Genomic DNA, 16,750 nt, shown 5'->3' with positions numbered 1-16,750 from the left:
AACGTCGGCCGGGTCGACGTTCCGTGTGCCCCGCGTCCCGGCCGAGCGGCCGTACCGGGTTGTCCGGTGCGGATGCGATGGCCGTGTGCGGGAAGTCGGCGGGTCCGACTTCTGCGTCGGCTCGGGTCAGAACGAGGTTGGAAGTCAGCCGGGGTCGTTGGCTCGACGACCCACCGTACGGCACTCACTCCCCGGCGGGCGATCACCGGTTTGACACCCCGCTTCCACGGCAGGCGGCGGTACTTGTCGAAGTCGTAGCCCTGTCCGGCTCGCCGGCGCGGTGCGGTGCGGTTCGGTTCGGTCGGCAGCACCTGGTGCGGCCGGTCCCACACCCGGGCCTCGTGCCAGGTCCGCAGCCGGCGCCAGCAGGTCATGCCCGAGCCGAAGCCGAGCTCCTTCGGCAGCCACTCCCACTGGATCCCGGTGTGCGGCACGAACAGGATCCCCTCCAGGCAGCCCCGGTCGTCCAGCGGCGGGCGGCCGAGCTTGTGAAGCCGCTGCTGCCGCACCGGCAGCAGCGGCTCGATCCGGTCCCACAACCCACCACGGCGGTCTCTTCCCCACGACCTACTCAACGAACAGACGGACGAACAGACGTGGGCGTCACACAGTTCTGTCAGCTCCTCCAAGCGGCTCTTCTCGTGCTAGGGCGTGTATCGGAAGCGAGCCGTGCGCATAGGGTGTCGGCATGTCGCTGAGCCACATAGTCCTCTCGTCTGGTCGTTCGATCGAGCTCACTCACCTGCGGATGTCTTCGACCTACGGCGGATTCCTGGAGGGCTATCCATGCAAGCCCGTCAACGACATGGTGGTCAGCGGCCTCCAGCGGGAGGCCGGACACGCGTTTTCCGCGCCGGTCCATCTCGTTCCGCCCTGCCGCGAGTACCCAGACCAGACCGCCGGTGCCTTCGGCCCTGTTGAGGTGCTGCCTAACGTGGCTTGCATAGGCCTCTTCCGCTCGGCAACGGTCGCTCCTGAGCTCAACCCGGTGCTGCACCGTTCCGCCCTCACCGTGGTCTGGTTCCAGCCTGTCCTGGATGTCCTGTCAGGTGAGAACGCTGGTCTTGAGCTTCGTAGCATTCGCTGGGAGGAGCTGGCCCAGGATTACGAGCTCTGACGACGCGTAGCGATCACAGCCACTCGTTGATGGCTGCGATGAGGACGGTTGCTTCGTAGCGGACCGCGAGCTTGTCGTATCGCATGGCGACGGCACGGTGCCTCTTGAGGCGGTTGATCCCGCATTCAACCGCGTGGCGCTCGCGGTAGTCGGCCGGGTCGAAGTGCGGTGGCCGACCGCCGCGGGAGCCGAGTTTCCTACGATTACGGGCCTGGTCGGCCTTGTCGGGGATGGTGCAACGGATGCCGTGGCAGCGCAGGTAGGCGCGGTTCTTTCTGGAGGCATAGGCCTTGTCAGCGCGCACTCGATCGGGACGGACGCGTGGCCGGCCCGGCCCGATGCGGGGCACGCGGACCTTCTCCAGCACGGGCTCGAACTGCGGCGAGTCACCGCGCTGCCCAGCCGTCACCACGATCGACATAGGCTTCTGGCCCTGCTCGACAGCCAGGTGGAGCTTGGTGGTGAACCCGCCACGCGAGCGCCCCAGACCGTGATCATCAGGCTCGGTGAAGACACCGCCCGGTGGTTCCTTCTGCAGGTCACCCTGCTTGCGGGCCCCGGCCGCATGCTGATGGGCGCGGCATACCGTGGAGTCGACGCTCAGGTCCCACGTGATCGCGCCCTTCGCGTCGGCCAGGGACTGGAGCCGGGTAAAGATGCGGTGCCACGTCCCGTCCCGCTGCCATCGGCGGAACAGGTCGTAGATCCGACCCCACGGGCCGTACTCGATAGGCACGTCCCGCCACGGAACGCCGGTCCGGACCCGGAACCGTATGCCGTCGATCAGCTGCCGCCGGGACCAGATGGGCGGCCGCCCCGCCTTCTTGCCCTTCGGCAACAACGGTTCCAACACCGCCCACTGCTCATCCGTGAGATCACCCCGCCCCATGAACCGTGATCATTCACAGCTCAAGATCCACTTTCGATACACGGCCTAGGTGGCCCGGTTGGCCTGCGCGGGAGGTTGGCTGGGTCGCCTTCTGTGCGGCGTGCGGGGTGTGCGCGCGGTTATTGGGCCTGGGGGGTCGGGGTGCGGCGTTCGGCGTGGCGGGCGGTGAGGGCGAGGACTGTGCCGAGGAGGCAGAGGGCGGCGGCGAACAGGATCGCCCGGTCGGTGCCGGTGGCGAGGGCGTGGGCGGCGGCCTCGGGGCCGGGAGTGCGGGGGTGGGCGGAGGAGGCGACGGCGACCGTCGCGGCGACGCCGAGGGCGGAACCGAGGTAGCGGGAGGTGTTGTTGGCGCCGGAGCCCATGGCCGCTCGGTGGGCGGGGACGCTGCTGACCGCCAGCCGGGCGAGGGCCGCGTTGAGGACGCCGCTGCCGAGGCCGGCCACGGCCAGGCCGGGGGCGAGCCGGAGCCAGGAGGAGCCGGGGCCGAGGCCGTACAGTCCGGCCTCGCCGAGGCCGCAGACGAGCAGGCCGAGGGCGACCTGGGTGGTGGCCGACAGGCGGGTGGCCAGTCGGCGGGCCTGGAGGGCGGCGACCACGGACAGGCCGGACCACAGTGCGAGTACGCCGCCCGCTGCCAGGCCGGAGAGGCCGAGCACGCCCTGGAGCAGGGTGGGCAGGTAGCTCATGAAGCCGACCAGCGAGAGCCCGGTGAACAGGGCGCCGCCGGTCGCGGCGAGGAAGCCGGGGCTGCGGAACAGGGCCGGGTCGAGCATCGGCTCGCGGACCTTCGTCTCGACCACCGCGAAGGCGGCGAGCAGCAGCACCCCGCTGAGCAGCAGCGTCACCACCGGGGCCCGCCCCCAGCCGTCGCGGCCCTCGGCGAGTCCGGCGATGAGCAGGGTGGTTCCGGCGGCGAGGGTGAGCACGCCGTACGGGTCCAGCGCGCGGGGCCGTTCGGCCCGGGACTCGGTGAGGAGGACGGCGGCGCAGGCGGCGACGACGGCCGAGCCGACGGCGAGTCCGCCGCCGACCGCCCGCCAGCCCGCCCACTGCTGGACGAGCGCGCCGTAGACCGGTCCGACCGCGATGCCGAGGCCGACGGCCGCGCCCCAGACGCCGAGCGCCCGGATCCGTTGCGGCCCGGCCGGGTGGGCGTGGCTGATGAGGCCGAGTGCGGGCGCGAGGACGGCGGCGGACGCGGCGCCGAGCAGGATCCGGGCGGCCAGGTAGACGGTGCCGTCGGGGGCGAGCGCGGCCAGGGCCTCGGCGGCGGCGAACAGCAGCACGCCGGAGGTGAAGACCCGTTTGCGGCCGTGGTCGTCGGCCGCGCTGCCGGCGGTGAGCAGGAGGGCCGAGATGCCGACGAGAGTGCCGGTGAGGATCCAGGTGCGGCCGGTGGCGCCGAGGTGGGCGGCCTGGGCGGTGGCGGCGAGCGAGGCGGTGGGGGCGGTGTACGCGACGGTGACCAGGGCAGTGGCGGCCGCCGTGACGGCCAGGGTGGCACCGGGCCGGACGGGCCGGACGGGTCGGACGGGCCGGACGGGTCGGGCGGACCGGCGGGCCCGGCCGCGCAGACCGGGCGCTGCGGACACGGCAGGTGGTGCGGGGGACATGGGTGTTCCCTCCGGAGGACGGGCCGATGGGTCTGGTGAATGAACCTTCGTCTCGAGTGGGACGCTACCACCGAAAGTCTGTTCATTGAACCCAGTTCGGCCGTGGACTACGCTGGCCCGCATGGCGCTGGGAACGGACTACGAACTGCAGGACTGCGCACTGGCCCGCGCCCTGGAGGTGGTCGGCGAACGCTGGAGCCTGCTGATCGTCCGCGACGCGTTCTACGGCGTTCAGCGCTTCAACGACTTCCTCGCCCACCTGGGCATCCCGCGAGCCGTCCTGACCGCGCGGCTCAACGCCCTGGTCGCGGCGGGGGTGCTGCGCAAGGAGCCGTACCAGCAGGCGCCGCTCCGCCACGGCTACCTGCTCACCGATACCGGCCTCGAACTCTGGGGCCCGCTCTACCAGTTGAGCCGCTGGGGCGGCCGGCACGCGACCCCGGGCGGCCCGCACCACCTGTTCGCGCACCTCCCCTGCGGCACCGACCTCGACCTCATCGGCGCCTGCCCCGGCTGCGGCGGCGGGCCCGTCCCCCCGGCCGAGGTCACCATGCGCCCCAACCCGGCCCACGCCGGCGGCCACCGCGAGGACCCGGTCTCCCGCGCCCTGGTCCGCCCGCACCCGCTCCTCGAACCGATCGCCTCGGCGGCCGCCTCCGCCGCCTAGCGGAGCGCCGCCGGGCGGTGTGCACCGCCGGGCGGTGTGCACGGAGCCGACGGGGCCGCCGGCAGCGCGCCGACGGCCCCTCGGGCGCACCCGGTCAGGAGTGGAAATGGACCTCCGGCTCGGCGGCGTTCGGTCCGTCGAACAGCGGCTGGTCGATGCCCTTCAACTGGAGGTCGAAGAACGCCCCGACGTACCGGCGGGTGAGCTCGACGGCGCGCTGCCCCGTGATGGTGGTCTCCGGGGGCTGGGGCGCGCCGAGCGCCTTGAGGAAGAGCGGGTAGTCGGTGAAGCTGCCGTGGTCGGTGCCGTCGACGGTCAGCCACCGCTTCCAGCCGTCGAGCCGGGGCCAGCTGTCGGTCCAGCTGGTGTCCTCGGCGCCGGGCAGCGGGTGGCCGATCATCAGGTACGGCTTGCCGCCGATCCCGGACTCGGGCACCTCGTAGTCCATGGTGCCGTCCAGGTCCGCCCCCGCCCGGATCCGGTCGTCGGTCACCAGCGCCGGGACGCTGGCCGCGCCGCCGGCGGAGTGCCCGGCCATGCCGATCCGGTCGCGGTCGATCATGCGGGCGTAGCGCCAGGCGGGGTGGGGGCGGTCGGTCAGCTGGTCGATGACGAAGGAGACGTCCTTCGCCCGGCTCTCGTCCAGGCCCTTCCAGGCCTCGGGGGTGGTGAGCTTGCCACACTCCACGCAGGGCAGCGTCTGCCCGTCCGGGAAGGTGGTCCCGGTGTTCTCGTAGGTGTGGTCGACCAGTGCCACCACGTACCCGCGGCTGCCCAGGTCCTCGGCGAGGCTGCTGAGCGAGGCGCGCGGCATGGTGAAGCCGGGGGAGAGGACCACCAGCGGGTAGTGGCCGCCCTGGGGGCGGGCGTCCGTCCTGGACCAGGTGCGGGTGCCGGTCACGGCCCCGGCCGGGACGGTGTTGCCCGGGAGCTTGCTGTCCAGCAGCAGCCGGGCGGCCGCGGCGGTCATGTACGGGGCCGGGCTGCCCGTCCCGGCGTGGGCGGGGTAGTACATCGTGACCATCAGCTGGCGCGGGCCGGCGGAGGGCACCCACGGGTCCGGGCGGTTCTCGTCGACCAGGTGCAGGACCTCCTGCCCGACCGCGAACGGCCCGGTCGGGCGCGGGAGTTCGAGGTGGATGGCGCTCGGCGTGCCGGCCGCGGCGGAGGTGCCGGCCGCACCGGCAGCGGCGGCGACCGGCGCGGCGGGTGCGGCCAGGGCCGGTGCCGCCGCTGCGACGGACAGGGGCACGGCGAGCAGCAGGGCTGCGACTGCGGCGGTGGTGCGAAGTCGGCTCGTGTGTCGGCTCATACGAGCGACGGTAGGTCGCCGGCGGTCGAACTGACGTCCACTCAGAGAGGTACTGATCCCTTGCGGGGCGGGCCCCCGGCAGCCCCTAGGGGATGGGCGGCCGGGGCCGGCGGGAGGGCCGACCGGAGCCGGTCGGTGCCGGTGAGTTCGCGTCAGGCGACCGCCTCCAGGATCGTGGCGTTGGCCAGGCCGCCCGCCTCGCACATGGTCTGCAGGGCGAACCGCCCGCCACTGCGGCGCAGTTCGTGCACCAGGGTCGTCATCAGCCGGGTACCACTGGCGCCCAGCGGGTGGCCGAGGGCGATGGCGCCGCCGTTGACGTTGAGCCGGACCGGGTCGGCGCCGGTCTCCTGCAGCCAGGCCAGGACGACGCTGGCGAAGGCCTCGTTGACCTCGAACAGGTCGATGTCGGCGAGCGAGAGCCCGGCGCGACGCAGCACCTTCTCGGTGGCGGGCAGGACGCCGGTGAGCATCAGCAGGGGGTCCGACCCGGTGACGGCGAAGGAGTGCAGCCGGGCCAGTGGGCGCAGCCCCAGCCGGGCGGCGGTCTCGCTGCTGGTGATCAGGACGGCGGAGGCGCCGTCGTTGATCGGACTGCTGTTGCCCGCCGTGACCGACCAGTCGATCTGCGGGAAGCGCTCGGCGTAGGCCGGGTCGGCGAAGGCCGGACGGAGCCCCGCCAGGACCTCGGCCGTGGTGCCCGGGCGCACCGATTCGTCCGTCGTGACCAGGCCGTCGGGCGTCGGGACGGGGATCAGCTCGTCCGCGAACCGGCCCTCCGCGTGCGCGCTGGCGGCCTTGGCGTGCGACCCGGCCGCGAACTCGTCCATGGCCTCCCGGGTGAGCGACCACTTGGCGGCGATCAGCTCGGCGCCGACCCCCTGCGGGATCAGTCCGCCGGGGTAGCGGGCCGCGACGGAGGCGCCGAACGGATCCGCCCCCGGCGGCACGTTCGACCACATCGGCACCCGGCTCATCGACTCGATCCCGCAGGCCACCACCAGGTCGTACGCCCCGGAGATCACCCCCTGAGCCGCGAAGTGCACCGCCTGCTGGGAGGAGCCGCACTGCCGGTCCACGGTGGTCGCCGGAACGGACTCCGGGAACCCGGCCGCCAGCCAGGCGTAGCGGGTGGTGTTCATCGCCTGCTCCGCGACCTGGTCGACGCAGCCGCCGATCACGTCGTCGACCAGGGCCGGGTCGATGCTGCTGCGCCCGATCAGGGCCTGGAGGGTGTGGGCGAGCAGTTCGACCGGGTGGACGCCCGAGAGCGAGCCGCCCGGCTTGCCCTTTCCGACGGGGGTGCGGACGGCTTCGACGATCACGGCATCGCGCATGGCGGGCCGCCTCTCCTCTGTGGTGGATTGGAAAACCAAACCTACTAGAGGTGGGTGGGTTTGGGAATCCAACTCTCTAGGCGTCCGTCAGGGCTTCCGAGCCCCGGAGGTCCTCCAGGAACTCCGCCGCCGCGCGGGCGTTGGGCACCGGGAGGGTGAGCGGCAGCCCCGTCGACCGCGTCCGGAGCTCCAGCTCACCGAGGCCGGACGCCCGGGCCGAGTGCACCCCCGCCCACCGGTACGCCTCCGCCGCGACCAGGGGGTGCGGCGGCCGGTGCACCAGCCCGCCGGTCGTCACCGTCAGCCGCCCCCGGGCGAACCGGACGCTGCCCTCGCTGCTCAGCGCCTCGTGCAGCGCGGCCCGCAGACACGGGGACAGGAGCTCGTCCACCTCCCGCGCCAACCCCTCCAGCCCGTGCAGTCGGGCCAGCACCAGGGGCTCGTCCGCGCCGGCGGGCCATATTCGGATCCGTTCGGGCTCCCGGCGCCGCTCGCCGGGGGAGTACTCGACGGCTTCGATGCCCGCCCACGGCAGCAGCCGCTCGCCGCCGCCCGCCCCGACCAGCGCCAGCCCGCCCTCATGGACCCGTACCGAGCGCAGCCCGGGCGCGGGCCGCAGGGCGGCGTAGCCGTTCACGGCCACCGCCGCCGCGGCTGCCACCACGGGCGCGGGCCACCACTCGCCGAGCGCCAGGCAGACCACCAGTGCCAGGACCACCGCCACGGTGTCCAGCCACGTCCGCGCCCGCCACGGGACCGGCCGGAACGCCCGGTGCACCCGCACCACCGGCCCGAGCGGACCGGCCGGCCCGCGACAGGCCTGACCGCTCTCCACGAACGACCACGCCCACCCGGGCGACCACAGCATCGCCACTTCGCCCTCCTTGCCCTCGACGGTCTCCCCAACCGGAACTGCGACCGCCGGATGTCGGACCACCAGGATCGATCGCCCACCACCCTCCGGAACAGTGCCAATCGACACCCTTTGGCCCGAAACAGCCGGAGTGTGTCCGGCGGCAGGGGGTGCCGTTCGGCAGGGGCGACCGGAACTCCGGTCGGCGGGGGAACCGGGGTGCCGGGGCGGCCCCGCCCGTCAGCGCCCGGCCGCGCCGAGCCCCACCTGCAGCCGCCGCAGCAGCGCGGTGCCCGCCTCGTCCACCGACCGCCGGGAGTTGGCCAGCACCACCACCCCCACCTGCTGCTCCGGGTCGAACGCGAGGAAGGAGGCGGACCCGCCCGTCCCCCCGTTGTGCCACAACTGCAGGTGTCGACCCTGCTGGGCGTGCAGCCGGTGGCCGAGCCAGCCGAGGTGCGCCCACGCGAACGGATTGACCCGGTGCCTGGTTTCCCGGGCGAGCAGCATCGCCGGCGCCAGCGGTGCGTCCGGCTCGCCCTCGGCCGCCAACTGCGCCCGCAGGAAGGCCGCGAGGTCGGCCGCCGTCGAGCGGAGCCCGCCCATGCCGGGGAGTGCCGCGAACTCCCAGGACGGCACCGGGCGCCCGCTCGGCGCGTGGCCGGACGCCAGCCGGGCGGACTGATCGGCGTCCGGCCGCAGGCAGGTGTCCGCCAGCCCCAGCGGTGCGCAGACCTCGCGGTCCACCAGCTCGCCGTACGCGGTGTCGGCCCGGTGGGCGAGGGCCAGTCCGAGCAGCCCGGCGCCGAGGTTGGAGTACCGGAAGTTGCGCCCGGGCGCGGAGTGCAGCCGCGTCCGCCCGAGCCCGGAGAGTATTCGCTCGGCGGTGCAATGGGCGTACGGGTCCGGCTGGTTGGGCCGCAGCAGGGCGCGCAGCACCATGCCCCGGGGCAGCCGGGGGAGCCCCGACGTGTGGGTGGCGAGGTGCCGGAGCGTGATCGCCTGCCCGCCCCGGGCCGGGACGGTCGCCGAACGGGGCAGCACCTCCGCGAGCGGCTCGTCGAGGCGCACGACGCCGTCGAGCGCCAGCCGCGCGAGCGCGAGCGAGGTGAACACCTTGGTGACGGAGCCGATGTCGAACAACGTCCGGGCCCCGGGCACTTCACCTCCCGGCCCGGTCCGCCCGGCGCCGTGGATCTCCACGGCGCCACCGGCCACCCCGGCGACCACCACGCCGACACACCGGCCCGCGAGCCGGTCGGAGGTCTGCTGCACGAGGCGCGCGAGTTCGTTCATGCCCCGACCCTAGGGCCCGTCAGCAGCTCAGGTTGCCCCCGGGCACGGTGCCGAGGATCTGCACGAAGCTCTGGTACAGGCTGATCCGGTGCTGCATCTGCGTGGTGTTGTTGCCGTTGCACTCCAGCGCGCCGTTGATGCTGCGGATCGTCTCGCCGAAGCCCCGCCCGTTGACCATCGCGTCGTGCGCGGTCATGGTGCCGGGGCCGTTCTGGGTGTTCCAGTACCAGAGGCCGGTCTTCCAGGCCACCGCCGGGTCGGTCTGCACCAGGTCCGGGTTGTGCAGCAGGTCGATGCCGAGCGCGTCGCCCGCCGCCTTGTAGTTGAAGTTCCAGCTGAGCTGGATCGGGCCGCGCCCGTAGTACGCGGCCTGTCCGGCCGGGCATCCGTAGGGCTGCGAAGCGTCGCAGTAGTGCGGGTAGTTGGAGGTGTCCTGCTCGACCACGTAGACCAGCCCGCCGGTCTCGTGGCTGACGTTGGCGAGGAAGGCCGCGGCCTCCTGGTTCCGGACGGTGTCGCTGCCGGTGGCCGCGAAGCCGGGGTAGGCGCTGGTGGCGTCGAGCAGGCCCTGGTACGTGTAGAAGGGGTTCCGGTTCGGGAACATCCGGTCGAACTGGGCCTGGCTGACCGGGAATCCGCCCGGGTTCGGGGTCGGTGTGGGGGTCGGGCCGGGGTCGGTGGGGCCGCCGCAGGGGCCCTGGTCGGCCCAGACCCCGGAGCCGCCGGTGCTCGGCGGTTCGTTCTGGGTCCACCACTTGGCGGTCCAGTTGTGGCCGTTGTACGAGACGGCGGCGCCGCCGGTGTACACGGCGGTCGCGTTCCAGGCGGTGCCGCAGGCGGCGGCGCCGGCGGAGGCCGGGAGGAGCACCGCGAGCGCGAGCGCCGTGACCACGGTGGACAGCAGCGCGAGCAGGCGTTTGGTTGACACGTCATCACCCCTTGTGCGGTGGGGGCCGCACGTCGTCGGGACCGGGACCTGGTGGGGCAGGGGAGCCGTGGCCCGTGCGGGGGCGCGTCGTGGGGGACGGCCGACCGGGGTGCGGGCCGGTGCGGGGCCGACACCGACTCAAGCGGAGTGGTCTATACCTGTCAAGAGGTCCGGTCGAAGTGCCCGGTCGAATGCCGAAAAGGCCCCCGGCTGCCCCCCGGCCGCCCCCGGCCCCTCGTCCCCGCTGCACCCCTCATCCCCGCTGCGCCCCGCCCCCACTGAGCCCCCGCCCCCGCCCTACCCCTCCTCGAGCGCCGCCCGCAGCCGCGCCGCCACCTCCGCCGCCCCCGCCTCGTCCGGGTACTTCCCCCGCGGCCAGAAGAACCCGCGCAGCCCGTCCTTGGGATTGCGCGGCACCACGTGGACGTGCAGGTGCGGCACCGACTGGCTGATCCGGTTGTTCGCGGCCACGAAGGTGCCCGCCGCGCCCAGCCCCCGCTCCACCGCCGCCGCCACCCGCTGCACCCGCAGGAAGAACGGCCCGACCTCCTCGGTCGGCAGGTCCGCCAGGGTCCGGTGGTGGGCGCGCGGTACGACCAGCACGTGGCCGGGGAACAGCGGCCGACGGTCCAGGAAGGCCACCGCCGCCGCGTCGTCCAGTACCCGGTGCGCCGGTTCCTCGCCCGCCACCACCGCACAGAACACGCAGTCCATCCGTCCATTCAAACCACCAGCGGCCTCCCCGGCACCCCCGCAAACCGGGATCCGCCCGGCGTCACCCGTCCGGCGGCCGACCGGGTGCGCCCGCCCCCGCGCCGGGCGCACGGTACTCCGAGGGGGAGGGGGACGGATCGACGCGGCGCACCCGTGCCGCACGAGGAGGTGGCCCGGATGTCGGGCAAGTTCGAGGTCTACCAGGACGCCGGCGGCAAGTACCGGTTCCGGCTCAAGGCGGGCAACGGCGAGATCGTCGCGACCGGCCAGGGCTACGTCAGCAAGGACGCCGCCCACAAGGGCGTCGAGGCGGTCCAACGGGCCGCCGACGGCGCGGCGGTGATCGACGTCCCGAAGGCCGCCTGACCCGGCGCCGGGGCGAGCGGGGCCCCGCGGCCGGCCCTCCCGGACCGGCGGCGGGGCGCACCGGCGCCGATCAACCGGTACACCAGGCACACCGGGCACACCGGCGCACGGGCACACCGGGGTGCCGGCCAGCGGCACACCGCGCCGCTCCTACTCGTACCGGTACAGCAGCGCTTCCCGCTCCGTCTGCTCGATCATGTCGATGGTCAGCGAGTCGTCCCTCAGGTGCGACAGCGTGACCTCCGCCGACGTCGGCTGGTCGTCCTTCGCCAGCCAGTTCTCCGGCTTCCAGGCCGAGCCGCGCATGAGCGCCTTCGGGCAGTGGGCGTACACCTCCTCCACGGCCACCACGATCGCGCTGCGCGGGGGCTTGCCGACGGCCGTCAGCTGCCGCAGCAGCTCCGGATCGGTGGAGACGCAGGCCCGCCCGTTGACCCGCAGCGTGGTGTCCCGCCCCGGGACGACGAAGAGCAGCCCGACCCGGCCGTTCTCCAGGATGTTGTGCAGGGTGTCCAGACGCTTGTTGCCGGTGGCGTCCGGGATGGCCAGGGTGTGCTCGTCGAGTACCGAGACGACCCCGGCCGGGCCGCCGCGCGGGGAGACGTCGCAGCGGCCGGCCGCGTCGGAGCTGGCCACGAACACCAGCGAGGCGCAGGCGATGAGGCGCTGGGCGACCTCGTGGAGGTGGTCCACCTGCTTGCGGCGCGCGTGGTCGCCGGGCTGCTCGTAGACCTCACGCAGCTGGGCCGGCTCGGTGAGGGCACGCGCGCTGAGGGCGGCGAACAGGCTGTTCGGTGTGTCCGGAGCGGGGGTTGACGGCGCGGGAGCTTCCGGTGTGAGGGTCATACCGGGAATCTAACGGAGGGCCCTCCCCGCGCCCCTTCCCCCGGCTTCCCCGACTCTCCGTGAAAGAGTCGTCCCACCCCTCCCCACCAGCGGTTTTCCGCTGATAATGGGGCCAGGGACTCCAGCCAGCCGGAGGTGGTGGCCGTGATCGTCAGAATCTGGGCCGGGCAGGTCACGGCCGATCGCATCGAGGAGTTCTGCGCGCACCTGGTCAGCCAGGTGATCCCGCAGTTGGGGCGGACGGACGGTTGCCTCGGCGGTGAACTGTTGCGCTCGGTGACCGAGGGCGGGCACCGGGTGCTCGTGGTCAGCCGCTGGCGCGACGAGGAGGCCCTGCGGGGGTACGCCGGGCCGATGTGGCGGATCCGGCCGGTCTGGTCGGAGGGCGAGTTGCACTACCTCGCGCACCCCCCGGAGGTCAGCCACTTCACGCCGATCGCCGCACCCGCCACGCTCTGAGCCCGGCCCGGGCCGAACACCCCGGGACGGTCGCACCGGGTACGACCACGCCCGACCGTCACACCGAGAAGGGCACCGAGTGGATCTCGTCCGCCGGGTGCCCGGCCCGGTCGTGGACCCGCTGCACCGCTTCCCTGGACGGCGCCTCGGACAGGCAGTACACCGTGCCGGTCTCCGGGTCGGCCCAGGCCTGCTGGAAGTGCACGCCCTCCTCGCCCTCGACCGCCAAGTCGGCCGCGTGGGCCGCCTTGAGCTGCTCCGGCGTGATCCCGACCATCCCGCGGTGGACGTCCATGAACTTCATCGCGCTCGCCTCCGTACCTTGCGAACCCCGCGAACTTTCAGAACCTTCCGAACACTGCGGGCCCCGCGAACCCTGCGAACCCTGCGAACCGTGCGAACTCCGCGAACCCGCCGGTCTTCCGGTCCCACCACCAGCGTCACCCTGCGCGCAGGGCGGCGCCACCGGCGCCGTGCCGGACTCACCGACGCCCCGCCGGACCCGCCGGCGCCGGACCGGACCCACCGCGCATTCCCCGCGAGGCCGTGAAACAGGCCACAGCGGAACCCTCTCCCTCGGCTCGCACCCCGCGTGGCACAATGACGTCATCAGCAGTGACGTTCAGCGCACTCCGGGGTCGGTGAAAATCCGAACCGGCGGTTACAGTCCGCGACCCGTCCGCAGCCAGCGGCCGGTTGACCAGGTGAAATTCCTGGACCGACGGTTAAAGTCCGGATGGGAGGCGTGCGCGGGCGGACGAAGAGCAGTATCCGTGGTCCATCACGAACCGGACCGGACCACGGTCAGGTGAACGGCGGGAGAGGTGTCTCCCGGGTCGGGCGAGTGATCTCCCGGCGGTTCCGGCACCCCGGCGACGGGTCATGTCGGCAGCCCTGTGCACCGGTGCCCGTCCGTGTCATCTCCCTCTGCCGCCCCGGAGTCCGCGCCCCAAGCGCGAGGAGACCCGGGTGTTCACCGGCATCATCGAAGAGCTCGGCGAGGTCGTGTCGATCGAGGAGATCGGCGACTCCTCGCGAATCCGCCTGCGTGGCCCGGTGGTTCGTGTCGGCGCGCGTCACGGTGACTCCATCGCGGTCAACGGCGTCTGTCTGACCGTGGTCGACAGTGCCGAGGAACTGGCCGCCGAGACGGGCGAGTTCAGCGCCGACGTGATGGCCGAGACGCTGCACCGATCCAGCCTGGGCGAGTTGAAGCCCGGCTCCCCGGTCAACCTGGAGCGCGCGATGGCGCTCGGCGCCAGGCTCGGCGGGCACCTGGTCCAGGGTCATGTCGATGCCACCGGGCGGCTGTTGAGCCGCGAGCCCGGCGAGCGCGACGCGGCCGGCAACCTGCGCTGGGAGGTGCTGCGCTTCTCGCTGCCGGAGTCCATCTCCCGCTACCTGGTGGAGAAGGGCTCGATCACGGTCGACGGCGTCAGCCTCACCGTGGTCGAGGCGGCCCGCGACAGCTTCACCGTCAGCCTCATCCCGGCGACCCTCGCGCTGACCACGCTCGGCGCCAAGACCCTCGGCGAGAGCGTCAACCTCGAGGTCGACGTGCTCGCCAAGTACGTGGAGCGGCTGCTCGAATCGCGCACCCTCCCGAACCTGCCGCACACCGCACCGGTCACGGACACCACGCACACCGCACACAACACGCACAGCACGGGGGACAAGGAATGAGCTGGCTCAGCGGAGAGGCGTTCACCGTCCTCGGTGAACACGTGAAGTGGGCCGACATGATCGGCAACCTGTTCGGCTTCGCCGGCCTGGCGCTCGGCTGGCGCCGCTCGGTGTGGAGCTGGCCGGTCCAACTCCTGTCCGGCGTCGTGCTGATCGCCGCCTACCTCGGGGGCCACGTCCCCGGCCTGATCGGCAAGCAGCTGATCGTCATCGTCACCGCCGCCTGGGGTTGGGCGCAGTGGCGGCGCGGGCGCCGGGACACCGGCACCATCTCGGTGCGGTTCGCCAGTTGGTCCGAGCGGGCCGTCCTGGTGGCCGGCACCGCGGCCGGCACGGTCGGCCTGGCGCTGCTGTTCACCGCCTACCCCGAGCTGTCCTGGAGCCCCTGGTCGGACGCCTACATCTTCGTCGGCACGCTCGCCGCGATGGTGGCCCAGGCGCGCGGCTGGCTGGAGTTCTGGTTCGCCTGGATCGCGGTCGACGCGGTCGGCGTCCCGTTCGCCTTCAACAGCGGCTACACCTTCTCGGGCCTCACCTACTCCGTCTACTTCGTCCTGGTGCTGCTCGGCCTGCGCTCCTGGTGGCTGAGCACCCGTGAGCCGCGAGCCACGTCCGCCAACGTCCCGCAGGGAGTCACGGCATGACCGAGAACCAGACCCAGCCCGGCAGCGCCCGGCCCGGCGGCGAGCCCGGCACCCGACCCGGCGGCGAGGGCGAGGAGTTCGTCCTCGACCCGGTCGAGCGCGCGATCGCCGACATCGCGGTCGGCCGAGCGGTGATCGTGGTCGACGACGAGGACCGCGAGAACGAGGGCGACATCGTCTTCGCCGCCTCCGCCGCGACCCCCGAGCTGATGGCCTTCACCATCCGCTACAGCTCCGGCGTGATCTGCGCCCCGATGACCGGTGAGGAGCTGGACCGCCTCAAGCTCCCGCCGATGACCCAGGTCAACGAGGACCGCAAGGGCACCGCCTACACCGTCTCGGTGGACGCCCGCGAGGGCGTGGACACCGGCATCTCCGCCGCCGACCGCGCCCGGACGGTGCGGCTGCTCTCCTCGCCCGGCACCGAGCCCGGGGACCTCACCCGGCCCGGGCACGTCTTCCCGCTGCGCGCCGTCGAGGGCGGGGTGCTGGTCCGCCCCGGGCACACCGAGGCCGCCGTCGACCTGGCCCGGCTGGCCGGGCTGGCGCCGGCCGGGGCGATCGCCGAGGTGGTCAACGACGACGGCACCATGGCCCGGCTGCCCGAGCTGGTCGCCTTCGCCCGCGCGCACGGCCTGGCGATCATCTCCATCGAGGACCTGATCGCCTACCGTCGCCGCACCGAGCTGCACGTCGACCGGGCCGCCACCACCGCCCTGCCCACCGTGCACGGCGAGTTCACCGCGGTCGGCTACCGGGGCACCCTCGACGGCGTCGAGCACATCGCGCTGGTGGCCGGCGGCCTCGGCGCGGACGGTCGGCTGCCGGACGGCGAGGACGTGCTGGTGCGGGTGCACTCCGAGTGCCTGACCGGCGACGTCCTCGGCTCGCTGCGCTGCGACTGCGGTCCGCAGCTGGAGGCCTCGCTCCGGCGGGTCGCCGAGTCCGGCCGCGGCGTGGTGCTCTACCTGCGCGGCCACGAGGGCCGGGGGATCGGCCTGGCCCACAAGCTGCGTGCGTACGAGCTGCAGGAGCAGGGGCGCGACACCGTCGACGCCAACCTGGACCTGGGCCTGCCCGCGGACGCCCGCGACTACAGCATCGCGGCGCAGATGCTGGTGGACCTCGGGGTCCGCTCGCTCACCCTGCTGACCAACAACCCGCGGAAGCAGACCGCGCTCAGCGACCACGGGCTCAAGGTCAAGGGGCGTGAGGCGGTCGAGATCGCGCCGGGCGAGCACAACCTGCGCTACCTGCGCACCAAGCGCGACCGGATGGGCCACGACCTGCCCGGCCTCGGCTCCTGACCGCGCTCGACCGACCGCGCTCGACCGCCCGCGCTCGACCGCCCGCGCTCGACCGCCCGTCCGCGAACCACAGCCCCCGAACGCCCGCACCCGAGCGCCAGCCCCCGAACTCCCGTACCAAGGACAGGAAGAAGTAGACACATGAGCGGCCACGGAGCCCCCGAGCTGACCATCGACGGCGCCGCCGACCTCAAGGTCGCGGTCATCGCCGCCCAGTGGCACGACAAGGTGATGAACGGCCTCCTGGACGGTGCCCACCGGGCGCTCAAGGAGCTGGGCGTCGCCGAGCCGACCGTGCTGCGCGTCCCGGGCACCTTCGAGCTGCCGGTGGCCGCCAAGCGCCTCGCCGACCGCGGCTACGACGCCGTGGTCGCCCTCGGCGTGGTGATCCGCGGCGGCACCCCGCACTTCGACTACGTCTGCCAGGCGGCCACCGCCGGTCTGACCCAGGTCAGCGTGGACACCGGGGTCCCGGTCGGCTTCGGCGTGCTGACCTGCGACAACGAGGAGCAGGCGCTCGACCGGGCCGGTCTGCCGGGCTCCGCCGAGGACAAGGGCCACGAGGCCGTCACCGCCGCCGTCGCCACCGCCGTCGCCCTGCGCGACGCCCGCTGACGGCAGGCCGTACGGTCCCGGGGGGGGGGGGGGGGGGGGGGGGGGGGGGGGGGGGGGGGGGGGGGGGGGGGGGGGGGAGGAAGAGGGGGGGGGGGGGGAGGGGA

The 16,750-nt window shown here is 73.3% G+C and carries 18 protein-coding genes, 1 pseudogene and 1 riboswitch; of the genes and pseudogenes, 8 read left to right on the top strand and 11 right to left on the bottom strand.

The window, feature by feature from the left end:
• Positions 1-305 precede the first annotated feature (305 nt).
• A pseudogene (locus ACZ58X_RS29275) lies at positions 306-539 on the bottom strand (transposase); the annotation flags it as partial.
• A gap of 149 nt (positions 540-688) precedes the next feature.
• Here ACZ58X_RS29275 and ACZ58X_RS29270 point away from each other — a divergent pair.
• Positions 689-1,117 (top strand): hypothetical protein, encoded by a 429-nt coding sequence (locus tag ACZ58X_RS29270; RefSeq protein ID WP_470336589.1) that lies wholly within the window; start codon positions 689-691, stop codon positions 1,115-1,117.
• Between the two features lie 13 nt (positions 1,118-1,130).
• Here ACZ58X_RS29270 and ACZ58X_RS29265 read toward each other — a convergent pair whose 3' ends face one another.
• Both ACZ58X_RS29265 and ACZ58X_RS29260 read right to left on the bottom strand, forming a co-directional pair.
• A complete protein-coding gene (locus tag ACZ58X_RS29265; RefSeq protein WP_470336588.1) occupies positions 1,131-2,006 on the bottom strand; it encodes an IS5 family transposase in 876 nt (291 codons plus the stop codon).
• Positions 2,007-2,125: 119 nt separating this feature from the next.
• Complete coding sequence (locus ACZ58X_RS29260) at positions 2,126-3,619, bottom strand: MFS transporter (RefSeq protein ID WP_470336587.1); 1,494 nt, start codon at positions 3,617-3,619, stop codon at positions 2,126-2,128.
• A 121-nt stretch (positions 3,620-3,740) separates the two neighbouring features.
• Between ACZ58X_RS29260 and ACZ58X_RS29255 the strand changes: the two genes are divergently transcribed.
• Positions 3,741-4,286: a winged helix-turn-helix transcriptional regulator gene (locus ACZ58X_RS29255; RefSeq protein ID WP_470336586.1), complete on the top strand. Its 546-nt coding sequence runs from the start codon at positions 3,741-3,743 to the stop codon at positions 4,284-4,286.
• 94 nt (positions 4,287-4,380) lie between these two features.
• On the opposite strand, the gene ACZ58X_RS29250 is transcribed toward ACZ58X_RS29255, so the two are convergent.
• The 6 genes from ACZ58X_RS29250 to ACZ58X_RS29225 all read right to left on the bottom strand — a co-directional run bounded on the left by ACZ58X_RS29250 (position 4,381) and on the right by ACZ58X_RS29225 (position 10,726).
• Entirely contained in the window at positions 4,381-5,598 is a 1,218-nt protein-coding gene (locus ACZ58X_RS29250; protein ID WP_470336585.1) for an alpha/beta hydrolase family protein, read from the bottom strand.
• A 152-nt stretch (positions 5,599-5,750) separates the two neighbouring features.
• The gene (locus ACZ58X_RS29245; RefSeq protein ID WP_470336584.1) at positions 5,751-6,935 is read right to left on the bottom strand and encodes a thiolase family protein; all 1,185 of its coding nucleotides are present in this window, start codon (positions 6,933-6,935) and stop codon (positions 5,751-5,753) included.
• A 76-nt stretch (positions 6,936-7,011) separates the two neighbouring features.
• Entirely contained in the window at positions 7,012-7,809 is a 798-nt protein-coding gene (locus ACZ58X_RS29240; RefSeq protein ID WP_470336583.1) for a hypothetical protein, read from the bottom strand.
• 219 nt (positions 7,810-8,028) lie between these two features.
• Positions 8,029-9,084 (bottom strand): serine hydrolase domain-containing protein, encoded by a 1,056-nt coding sequence (locus ACZ58X_RS29235; protein WP_470336582.1) that lies wholly within the window; start codon positions 9,082-9,084, stop codon positions 8,029-8,031.
• A 19-nt stretch (positions 9,085-9,103) separates the two neighbouring features.
• The gene (locus ACZ58X_RS29230; RefSeq protein WP_470336581.1) at positions 9,104-10,012 is read right to left on the bottom strand and encodes a glycoside hydrolase family 19 protein; all 909 of its coding nucleotides are present in this window, start codon (positions 10,010-10,012) and stop codon (positions 9,104-9,106) included.
• A gap of 297 nt (positions 10,013-10,309) precedes the next feature.
• Positions 10,310-10,726 (bottom strand): HIT family protein, encoded by a 417-nt coding sequence (locus tag ACZ58X_RS29225; protein ID WP_470336580.1) that lies wholly within the window; start codon positions 10,724-10,726, stop codon positions 10,310-10,312.
• A gap of 177 nt (positions 10,727-10,903) precedes the next feature.
• Between ACZ58X_RS29225 and ACZ58X_RS29220 the strand changes: the two genes are divergently transcribed.
• Positions 10,904-11,092, top strand: coding sequence for a YegP family protein (locus ACZ58X_RS29220; RefSeq protein WP_360239883.1), 189 nt, complete (start codon positions 10,904-10,906; stop codon positions 11,090-11,092).
• A 150-nt stretch (positions 11,093-11,242) separates the two neighbouring features.
• Here the strand turns inward: ACZ58X_RS29220 and ACZ58X_RS29215 are convergent, their stop codons facing one another.
• Positions 11,243-11,938 carry an MSMEG_1061 family FMN-dependent PPOX-type flavoprotein gene (locus ACZ58X_RS29215; protein ID WP_470336579.1) on the bottom strand — a complete coding sequence of 232 codons (696 nt, stop codon included), beginning with the start codon at positions 11,936-11,938 and terminating at the stop codon, positions 11,243-11,245.
• 144 nt (positions 11,939-12,082) lie between these two features.
• On the opposite strand from ACZ58X_RS29215, the gene ACZ58X_RS29210 reads away from it, so the two are divergent.
• Positions 12,083-12,397, top strand: a complete 315-nt coding sequence (locus ACZ58X_RS29210) for an antibiotic biosynthesis monooxygenase family protein (RefSeq protein WP_470336578.1) — start codon at positions 12,083-12,085, stop codon at positions 12,395-12,397.
• A gap of 58 nt (positions 12,398-12,455) precedes the next feature.
• On the opposite strand, the gene ACZ58X_RS29205 is transcribed toward ACZ58X_RS29210, so the two are convergent.
• Positions 12,456-12,701 (bottom strand): SCO4226 family nickel-binding protein, encoded by a 246-nt coding sequence (locus ACZ58X_RS29205; RefSeq protein WP_470336577.1) that lies wholly within the window; start codon positions 12,699-12,701, stop codon positions 12,456-12,458.
• Between the two features lie 320 nt (positions 12,702-13,021).
• Positions 13,022-13,149, top strand: a riboswitch (FMN riboswitch).
• A gap of 217 nt (positions 13,150-13,366) precedes the next feature.
• On the opposite strand from ACZ58X_RS29205, the gene ACZ58X_RS29200 reads away from it, so the two are divergent.
• The 4 genes from ACZ58X_RS29200 to ribH all read left to right on the top strand — a co-directional run bounded on the left by ACZ58X_RS29200 (position 13,367) and on the right by ribH (position 16,646).
• On the top strand, positions 13,367-14,080 hold the full coding sequence (locus tag ACZ58X_RS29200) for a riboflavin synthase (protein ID WP_470336576.1): 714 nt from the start codon (positions 13,367-13,369) through the stop codon (positions 14,078-14,080).
• Positions 14,077-14,724 carry a nicotinamide mononucleotide transporter family protein gene (locus tag ACZ58X_RS29195; protein WP_470336575.1) on the top strand — a complete coding sequence of 216 codons (648 nt, stop codon included), beginning with the start codon at positions 14,077-14,079 and terminating at the stop codon, positions 14,722-14,724. Before ACZ58X_RS29200 ends, ACZ58X_RS29195 begins: the two co-directional genes overlap by 4 nt.
• Positions 14,721-16,031, top strand: coding sequence for a bifunctional 3,4-dihydroxy-2-butanone-4-phosphate synthase/GTP cyclohydrolase II (locus ACZ58X_RS29190; protein WP_470336574.1), 1,311 nt, complete (start codon positions 14,721-14,723; stop codon positions 16,029-16,031). Before ACZ58X_RS29195 ends, ACZ58X_RS29190 begins: the two co-directional genes overlap by 4 nt.
• Before the next feature lie 141 nt (positions 16,032-16,172).
• On the top strand, positions 16,173-16,646 hold the full coding sequence (gene ribH / locus ACZ58X_RS29185; RefSeq protein WP_470336573.1) for a 6,7-dimethyl-8-ribityllumazine synthase: 474 nt from the start codon (positions 16,173-16,175) through the stop codon (positions 16,644-16,646).
• Positions 16,647-16,750: the final 104 nt, after the last annotated feature.

This window comes from Kitasatospora sp. NPDC040550, assembly GCF_055594965.1.
The sequence above is the reverse complement of the archived record's forward strand: the minus strand, read 5'-3'. Positions and strand labels throughout refer to the sequence as shown.